Raw genomic sequence first — 7,927 nt, forward strand, 5'->3', positions numbered from 1 at the left:
GATTGCCCTGTGCGATGCCGACAAGCTGCCGGCCGGGTCCGGCGTGCCGGGCCTGGTGAGCTACGAGGCGTGGATGAGCGCCCAGAGCGAGACCTACGTCTGGCCCGAGCTGGACGAAAACAGCGCATCGAGCATGTGCTACACCAGCGGCACCACGGGCAACCCCAAGGCCGCGCTGTACTCGCACCGCTCCACGCTGTTGCACGCCTACGGCGCGGCGCTGCCCGACGCACTGGGCTGCTCGGCGCGCGACTCCATCCTGCCGGTGGTGCCGATGTTCCACGTCAACGCCTGGGGCCTGCCGTACTCGGCCGCGGCCGTGGGCTGCAAGCTGGTGTTCCCCGGCCCGGCGATGGACGGCAAATCGGTCTACGAGCTGATCGAATCCGAAAAGGTGAGCATGGCCGCCGGCGTGCCCACCGTCTGGCAGATGCTGCTGGGCCACATGCAGCAAAACGGTCTGAAGTTCAGCACCATGAAGCGCACCGTCATCGGCGGCTCGGCCTGCCCGCCGGCCATGATCAACGCGTTCAACGACACCTATGGCGTGGAGGTGTTGCACGCCTGGGGCATGACCGAGATGAGCCCGCTGGGCACGGTCTGCACGCTCAAGAACGCACAGTTGGCGCTGCCGGCCGACGAGCAGCTGAAGGTGCGCCTGAAGCAGGGCCGCGCGGTCTACGGCGTGGACATGAAGATCGTGGACGAATCGGGCAACGAGCTGCCCTGGGACGGCAAGGCCTATGGCGACCTGCTGGTGCGCGGCCCCTGGATCATTGCGAGCTACTTTAAGGGCGAGGGCGGCGACCCGCTGCGCTACGACGCCAACGGCAAGGGCTGGTTCCCCACCGGTGACGTGGCCACCATCGACGCCGATGGCTTCATGCAGATCACCGACCGGAGCAAGGACGTGATCAAGTCCGGCGGCGAGTGGATCAGCTCGATCGATGTGGAGAACATCGCCATGGCCCACCCGGCCGTGGCCATGGCTGCCTGCATCGGCATGAAGCACCCCAAGTGGGACGAGCGCCCCATCGTGGTGGTGATGAAGAAGCCGGGCGCTGAAGTCACGCGCGAAGAGCTGCTGGCCTTCTACGAAGGCAAGATCGCCAAGTGGCAGGTGCCCGACGACGTGGTGTTCGTCGATGCGATTCCGCTCGGCGCCACCGGCAAGATGCAGAAAATGACGCTGCGCCAGCAGCTCAAGGACTACGTGCTGCCCGGGGTCTGACGCGGCATGCGCAACGCTGGGGCCTCCCCGCCACCGCTGCGCCGGCGCCAGTGGCTGGTCGCCGGCACAGCTTGGCTCGCGGCCACGGCCGCACCGGTGCGGGCCATCGGGCGCGCCGACGGGCCGCCGGTGCGCATCGCGTTCATCGACCCGCTGTCCGGGCCGGCGGGCGACATCGGGCGCAACAGCCTGCACAGCTGGCAGTTCATGGCCGAGCGCCTGCACACCCCGTCGGGCGTACGGTTCCGCGTGGCGGGCTTTGACAACAAGGGTTCGCCGCAGGAGAGCCTGAACGCCCTGAAGGTGGCCATCGACCAGGGCTTTCGTTACGTCGTGCAGGGCAACGGATCGGGGGTGACGGCAGCGCTGTCCGAAGCCATCGCCCGCCACAACCAGATGCGGCCCGACAAGGCGGTGCTGCTCATCAACTACGCCGCCATGGACCCTGCGCTGACGGGGGAACACTGCAGCCCCTGGCATTTCCGCATCGACGCCGACACGTCGATGAAGGCGCGGGCGCTGGTCGCCTTCATGGCGTCGCAGCCCGACATGGACAAGGTCTACCTGCTCAACCAGAACTACGCCCACGGCCAGCAGTTAGCCGCCTACTTCAAGGCCGAGCTGGCCCGGCAGGCGCCACGGGTGCGGGTGGTCGGGGAAGAGCTGCACCAGCCCTTTGTGCTGCAGGATTTCACCGCGCACGCGCAGCGCATCCGCGCATCCGGCGCGCGGGCCCTGGTCACCGGCAACTGGGGCGTCGATCTGCGCCGCCTGTTGCAGGCCTTGCAAGCGCAAGGCCTGGAGCTGCCCGTGCTCGGCTACTACCCCCAGCTGGTGGGCACCCCCACCGTGCTGGCCGCCACCGGTGACAAGCTGCCGGTGTACCTGGTGGCCACCACCCACCCCAACCAGGGCGGCCCACTGGCGGCGCTGGCCACCGAATTCCAGCAGCGCTTCGGTGAAGACCTGGTGGTCACCGCCAGCTACGACGGCATCCGCATGCTGGGTCTGGCGATGGCGCGCGCCGGTTCCACCGACCCCGCACGGGTGGCCACGCAGCTGGCTGGCCTGGGCTTTGAAGGGGCCAGCGGTGCGGTGCAGATGCGCGCGGACGACCACCAGCTGCAAACCGGTCTGGTGGTGGCCCGCTGGGAGCGCGTGAGCCCGCAGCACCCGCGCAGCGCAGAGGGCACGGGCTACACCTTTGCACCGGTCCGATTCTTCGATGCCGCGCAGGTGAGCAGCCCCTCCACCTGCCAGATGCCGCGCCCCTGATGGGCGCTGCACGGGGCTGCGCCGCTACGTTTGTGCGAGCGCAGTCGCCTGTGCGATAGGCCCTAGGGGCAATCCCTGAGCCGTCTCGGGAGGTAGCCCGGTACGCTGGGGTTTTCATTCCTACAGGAGACTCTTTGTGAACTTCGTCCTGAAATCTGTTGCCGTTGCAGCCCTGTCGTTGACCCTGTCGTCGGCCTTCGCCCAGAAGGGTGAAACCGTCAAGATCGCGCTGATCGATCCGCAGACTGGCCTGATGGGTCCGCTCGGTCTGAACCAGATGCGCAGCTGGCAGTACTTTGCCGAGGAATTCACCAAGAGCAACCCGGCCGGCGTGAAGTTCGAGATCGTTCCCTTTGACAACAAGCTCAGCCCGGCCGAAAGCCTGAACGCCTTCAAGGCGGCGCTGGACCAGGGCGTGCGCTACATCGCGCAGGGCAACGGCTCGTCGGTGGCCGGCGCGCTGATCGATGCCATCAACAAGCACAACGAGCGCAACCCGGGCAAGGAAGTGATCTTCCTGAACTACGCCGCGGTCGATCCGGACTTCACCAACAGCAAGTGCAGCTACTGGCACTTCCGTTTCGACGCCGACACCTCCATGAAGATGGAGGCGATGACGACCTTCATGAAGGACCAGAAGGACGTCAAGAACGTCTACCTGCTCAACCAGAACTACTCGCACGGTCAGCAGGTCGCCAAGTTCGCCAAGGAAAACCTGGCCCGCAAGCGCCCGGACGTGAAGGTGGTCGGCGAAGACCTGCACCCGCTGGCCCAGGTGCGCGACTTCGCGCCCTACATCGCCAAGATCAAGGCCTCGGGCGCCGACACGGTGATCACCGGCAACTGGGGCTCCGACCTCGCGCTGCTGATCAAGGCGGCCAACGAAGGCGGCTACACCGGCAAGTTCTACACCTACTACACCGGCGTGACCGGCACGCCGACCGCCCTGGGCACGGGCGGCGAGGGCCGAGTGTTCCAGGTGGCCTACTCGCACTACAACATGGGCGGGCAGATGGGCAAGTGGATGGAAGGCTTCAAGACCAAGTACAGGGACGACATGTTCACGGGTGCCATTCCCTCGGCGCTGAACGTGCTGGGCACCGCCATGGCCAAGGCCAAGTCCACCGATCCGGTCAAGGTGGCCGCGGCCATGGAAGGCCTGAAGGTCAACAACTTCAACGGCGAAGTGGAAGTGCGCAAGCTGGACCACCAGCTGCAGCAGCCGCTGTACCTGACCGTCTGGCAGAAGGCCGACAAGAAGTATCCCTACAGCCCGGAGAACACCGGCATGACGCTGGCACCGGTCAAGGAATTCCCGTCCTACGTGTCGAGCACGCCCACCAGCTGCCAGATGAAGCGGCCCTGAATGTGCCCCCCCGCGCCGCTTCGCGTCACCCCCCAGGGGGCAGCGCGAGCGGCCCGGCAAAGCCGGTTCCGCCGCGCTCTGGACAGACGCACCCGCGCCGGTGACCAACCTGTTTTCTGCATGTGGTCCGCACGGTGACCTGCTGTTGAATGCGGGCAGGCCATACTCGGCGCTGCTCTCAGTTTTATAGCTTTCCTCCCCCACGTTTCGCCCTCGAAAGGCCTGTTCCATGGAGTTCTTCATCATCTCCATGCTCAACGGCGTGAGCTACGGCTTGCTGCTGTTCATGTTGAGCTCGGGGTTGACCCTCATCTTCAGCATGATGGGCGTGCTCAACTTCGCTCACGCGAGCTTCTACATGGTGGGGGCCTACATCGGCTACTCCGTGTCGCAGCTGGTGGGGTTCTGGCCAGCGCTCATCGTGGCACCGCTGGCGGTGGGCCTGCTGGGCGCGCTGTTCGAGCGGCTGACGCTGCGCAAGGTGCACAAGTTCGGCCATGTACCCGAACTGCTGGTGACCTTCGGCCTGTCCTACATCGTGCTGGAACTGGTGCAGCTGATCTGGGGCCGCACGGCGGTGGAGTTTCCGCCGGCCGATATCCTGCGCGGGCCGGCGTTCACCCTGGTGCACCACGCCAATGACAGCCTGGAGTTCGTCCTCGGGGTGGCCGCCCAGGGCGTCTGCAGCGCCGAAGGGGTGATCTGCACCCCGTTCCCGGCCACCCGTGCCTTCATGATGCTGGTGGCCCTGCTCATGCTGGTGGCGCTGTGGCTGTTGCTCACCCGCACCCGCATCGGCTTGGTGATCCAGGCCTCGCTCACGCACCCCGAAATGGTGGAGAGCCTGGGCCACAACGTGCCGCGGGTGCTGATGCTGGTGTTCGGTGCCGGCACCGGCCTGGCCGGTCTGGCCGGGGTCATCGGCGGCAGCACCTTCGTGACCGAACCCAACATGGCAGCCACGGTCGGTTCGGTGATCTTCGTGGTGGTGGTGGTCGGCGGCATGGGCTCGCTCTCGGGCGCGTTCCTCGCGTCACTGCTCATCGGTGTGCTGCAGACCTTCGCTGTGGGTCTGGACCATTCGTTCATCAGCGTGGCGCAGCAGATGGGCATGCAACTGTCCGATGCCGCACGGAACAACTCGGTGCTCAAGCTCACCCTGTCGCAGGTGGCGCCCATCCTGCCGTATCTCTTCCTGGTGCTGATCCTCATCTTCCGGCCCAAGGGGCTGCTCGGGACGCGTGAGGGCTGATGGCGATGAAACAGTATTACGAATTCAAACCCCTGAACGTCGGCCGCTGGCTGGTCTGGTCGCTGTTCGCCCTGGTGCTGCTGGTCGCACCGCTGGTGTTCAGCAGCAACCTGTCGGTGACCATGCTCACGCAGATGGGCATCGCCATCATCGCCTGCCTGTCCTACAACATCCTGCTGGGGCAGGGCGGCATGCTCAGCTTCGGCCACGCGGTCTACACCGGCCTGGGTTCCTACCTGGCCATCCACGCGCTCAACTGGGCCAGCGGCGGCGGCTGGCCGATCCCGGTGAGCCTGATCCCGCTGGTCGGTGGCCTGGCCGGCCTGTTCTTCGCGGTCCTGTTCGGCTACGTGACGACCAAGAAGGCCGGCACCCCGTTCGCCATGATCACCCTGGGCATGGCCGAGCTGGTGTTCGCCATGTCGCTGATGTTCTCCGAGTTCTTCGGCGGTGAGGCGGGTGTCTCGGGCAACCGCGTGGTCGGCGACCCCTTCATGGGCATCACGTTCGGTCCGCCGGTGCAGGTCTATTACCTGATCGCGGTCTACACCTTCGTCTGCGTGGCGCTGATGTTCGCCTTCACGCGCACGCCGCTGGGCCGCATCCTCAACGCGGTGCGCGACAACCCGGAGCGCGTGGAGTTCATCGGCTACAACACGCAGAAGGTGCGTTACCTGGCGTTCATGATCGCGGGCTTTTTCGCTGGCATCGCGGGCGGCCTGGGCGCCATCAACTTCGAGATCGTCACCGCCGAAGTGGTGGGCGCGGCGCGCTCGGGCGGCTACCTGCTGTTCACCTTCCTGGGCGGCGCCACGTTCTTCTTCGGTCCCATCATCGGCGGCGTGCTCATGGTGCTGGCCGCGGTGCTGCTGTCCGAACTGACCAAGGCCTGGCTGCTGTACCTGGGTCTGATCTTCCTGTTCATGGTCATGTACGCGCCGGGCGGCATTGCCAGCCTGATCATGATGAACCTGCGCGTGGCCTCGTTCGGCCGCCTGCGCGAGGTGTGGGTCGCTTACCTGGCGCTGGGGGTAACGGCGCTGGTGGTGCTGCTGGGCGCGGGCTCCATGGTCGAGATGATCTACCACCTCAAGCTGGATGCCGCCATGGGCGACGAACTGCGCTACCTGGGCATGACCCTGCACCCCTCGCAGGTCGGTAGCTGGTTCGGGTCGGTCTTTGTGACGCTGACCGGCCTGGGCATCTTCGAGCTGGCCCGGCGCCAGTTCCTGCAGCAGTGGTCGGCCATCCAGACCGACATCGAAAAAGAAATCAAGCGCCGGGAGACGCAATGAGCACCGTGACGAATGCGCCCGCGGCGCCCCACGACCAGTCCATGAGCCACGTGCACTCGGGTGGCTACGCGCTGGAGCTGCGCGACCTGCGCAAGAGCTTTGGCAAGACCGAGATCATCCGCGGGGTTCAACTGGCGGTGCGCCCCGGCGAGCGCGTGGCCATCATCGGCCCCAACGGCGCGGGCAAGTCCACGCTGTTCAACCTGATCTCGGGCCGCTTCGAGCCCAGCAGCGGCGAGGTGGTGCTCAACGGCACCCGCATCGACGGCAAGAAGCCGTTCGAGATCAACCGCCTGGGTCTCTCGCGCAGCTTCCAGATCACCAACATCTTCCCCAAGCTCAGCGTGTTCGAGAACCTGCGCTGCGGCGTGCTCTGGAGCCTGGGCTACAAGTACACGCTGTTCCGCTTCCTGGCCGACCTGCGCGACGCCAACGAACGCGCAGAAGAACTCATGAAGATGATCCGGCTGGACAAGAAGCGCGAAACCCTGGCCATGAACCTGACCTATGCCGAGCAGCGTGCGCTGGAGATCGGTATCACCATCGCCGGCGGCGCCAACGTCATCCTGCTGGACGAACCCACGGCCGGCATGAGCAAGAGCGAGACCAGCCGCTTCATCGACCTGATCCGCGAGGTGACGGTGGGCAAGACCCTGCTGACGGTGGAGCACGACATGGGCGTGGTGTTCGGCCTGGCCGACAAGATCGCGGTGGTGGTGTACGGCGAGGTGATCGCCTTCGACACGCCCGAGGCCGTGCGCGCCAACCCCAAGGTGCAGGAGGCCTACCTGGGCTCGGTGCTGGCCGACGAACAAGCAGCATCGGTTGGACATTGAAGGAGGCACCGACATGCTGAAGATCGACAACCTCCACGCCTACTACGGCAAGAGCCATGTGCTGCACGGCGTTTCGTTCGAGGTGGGCAAGGGCGAAATCGTGGCCTTGCTGGGCCGCAACGGATCGGGGCGCTCCACCACGGCCAAGGCCATCATGGGCCTGGTCGATTGCGAGGGCCGCATCGAATGGAAAGGGCAGGGCATCCAGGGCCAGAAGCCTTTTGAGATCGCGCATCTGGGTATTGGCTACGTGCCGGAAAACCGCGACATTTTTCCCAAGCTCACGGTGCACCAGAACCTGCTGCTGGGTCAGAAGGGCAAGGGCCAAGGCTCCCGCTGGAGCTTCGACGACATGTACGCCATGTTCCCGCGCCTGAAGGAACGCCAGCACACCGAAGCGGGCGTGCTCTCGGGCGGTGAACAGCAGATGCTGACCCTGTGCCGCACGCTCATGGGAGACCCCGACCTCATCATCATCGACGAGCCCACCGAAGGCCTGGCGCCCAAGATCGTGGAGCTGGTGGGCCAGTACCTGCAGAAGCTCAAAGGGCGCGGCATTTCGGTGCTGCTGATCGAGCAGAAGCTCACCATCGCCATGAACATTTCCGACCGGGCGCTGGTCATGGGCCACGGCAGCATCGTGTTCCAGGGCACGCCGGATTCGCTCCGCGC

The 7,927-nt window shown here is 65.7% G+C and carries 7 protein-coding genes; all 7 read left to right on the plus strand.

Translation table 11 applies throughout. From position 1 onward, the window contains the following. The coding region (locus tag ACR2JA_RS05835; RefSeq protein WP_434008167.1) for an AMP-binding protein at positions 1–1,231 on the plus strand (1,231 nt) is incomplete at its 5' end. 6 nt (positions 1,232–1,237) lie between these two features. Next, entirely contained in the window at positions 1,238–2,506 is a 1,269-nt protein-coding gene (locus tag ACR2JA_RS05840; RefSeq protein ID WP_434008168.1) for an ABC transporter substrate-binding protein, read from the plus strand. A gap of 136 nt (positions 2,507–2,642) precedes the next feature. Continuing rightward, positions 2,643–3,872, plus strand: coding sequence for a branched-chain amino acid ABC transporter substrate-binding protein (locus ACR2JA_RS05845; protein WP_434008169.1), 1,230 nt, complete (start codon positions 2,643–2,645; stop codon positions 3,870–3,872). A 229-nt stretch (positions 3,873–4,101) separates the two neighbouring features. Next, on the plus strand, positions 4,102–5,124 hold the full coding sequence (locus tag ACR2JA_RS05850) for a branched-chain amino acid ABC transporter permease (RefSeq protein ID WP_434008170.1): 1,023 nt from the start codon (positions 4,102–4,104) through the stop codon (positions 5,122–5,124). 5 nt (positions 5,125–5,129) lie between these two features. Further along, the gene (locus ACR2JA_RS05855) at positions 5,130–6,419 is read left to right on the plus strand and encodes a branched-chain amino acid ABC transporter permease (protein WP_434008171.1); all 1,290 of its coding nucleotides are present in this window, start codon (positions 5,130–5,132) and stop codon (positions 6,417–6,419) included. A 41-nt stretch (positions 6,420–6,460) separates the two neighbouring features. Continuing rightward, entirely contained in the window at positions 6,461–7,255 is a 795-nt protein-coding gene (locus tag ACR2JA_RS05860) for an ABC transporter ATP-binding protein (protein WP_434008173.1), read from the plus strand. Positions 7,256–7,268: 13 nt separating this feature from the next. Further along, a partial coding sequence (locus ACR2JA_RS05865; protein ID WP_434008172.1) for an ABC transporter ATP-binding protein occupies positions 7,269–7,927 on the plus strand: 659 nt, incomplete at its 3' end.

The organism is Hydrogenophaga sp. (assembly GCF_051007235.1).
Classification (GTDB): Bacteria; Pseudomonadota; Gammaproteobacteria; order Burkholderiales; family Burkholderiaceae_C; genus Hydrogenophaga.

Excerpts from the sequence above, each read along its gene's own strand:
- ACR2JA_RS05850 (WP_434008170.1), top strand. The coding sequence starts at position 4,102 with ATGGAGTTCTTCATCATCTCCATGCTCAACGGCGTGAGCTACGGCTTG.
- ACR2JA_RS05840 (WP_434008168.1), top strand. The coding sequence starts at position 1,238 with ATGCGCAACGCTGGGGCCTCCCCGCCACCGCTGCGCCGGCGCCAGTGG.
- ACR2JA_RS05860 (WP_434008173.1), top strand. The coding sequence starts at position 6,461 with ATGAGCCACGTGCACTCGGGTGGCTACGCGCTGGAGCTGCGCGACCTG.
- ACR2JA_RS05855 (WP_434008171.1), top strand. The coding sequence starts at position 5,130 with ATGAAACAGTATTACGAATTCAAACCCCTGAACGTCGGCCGCTGGCTG.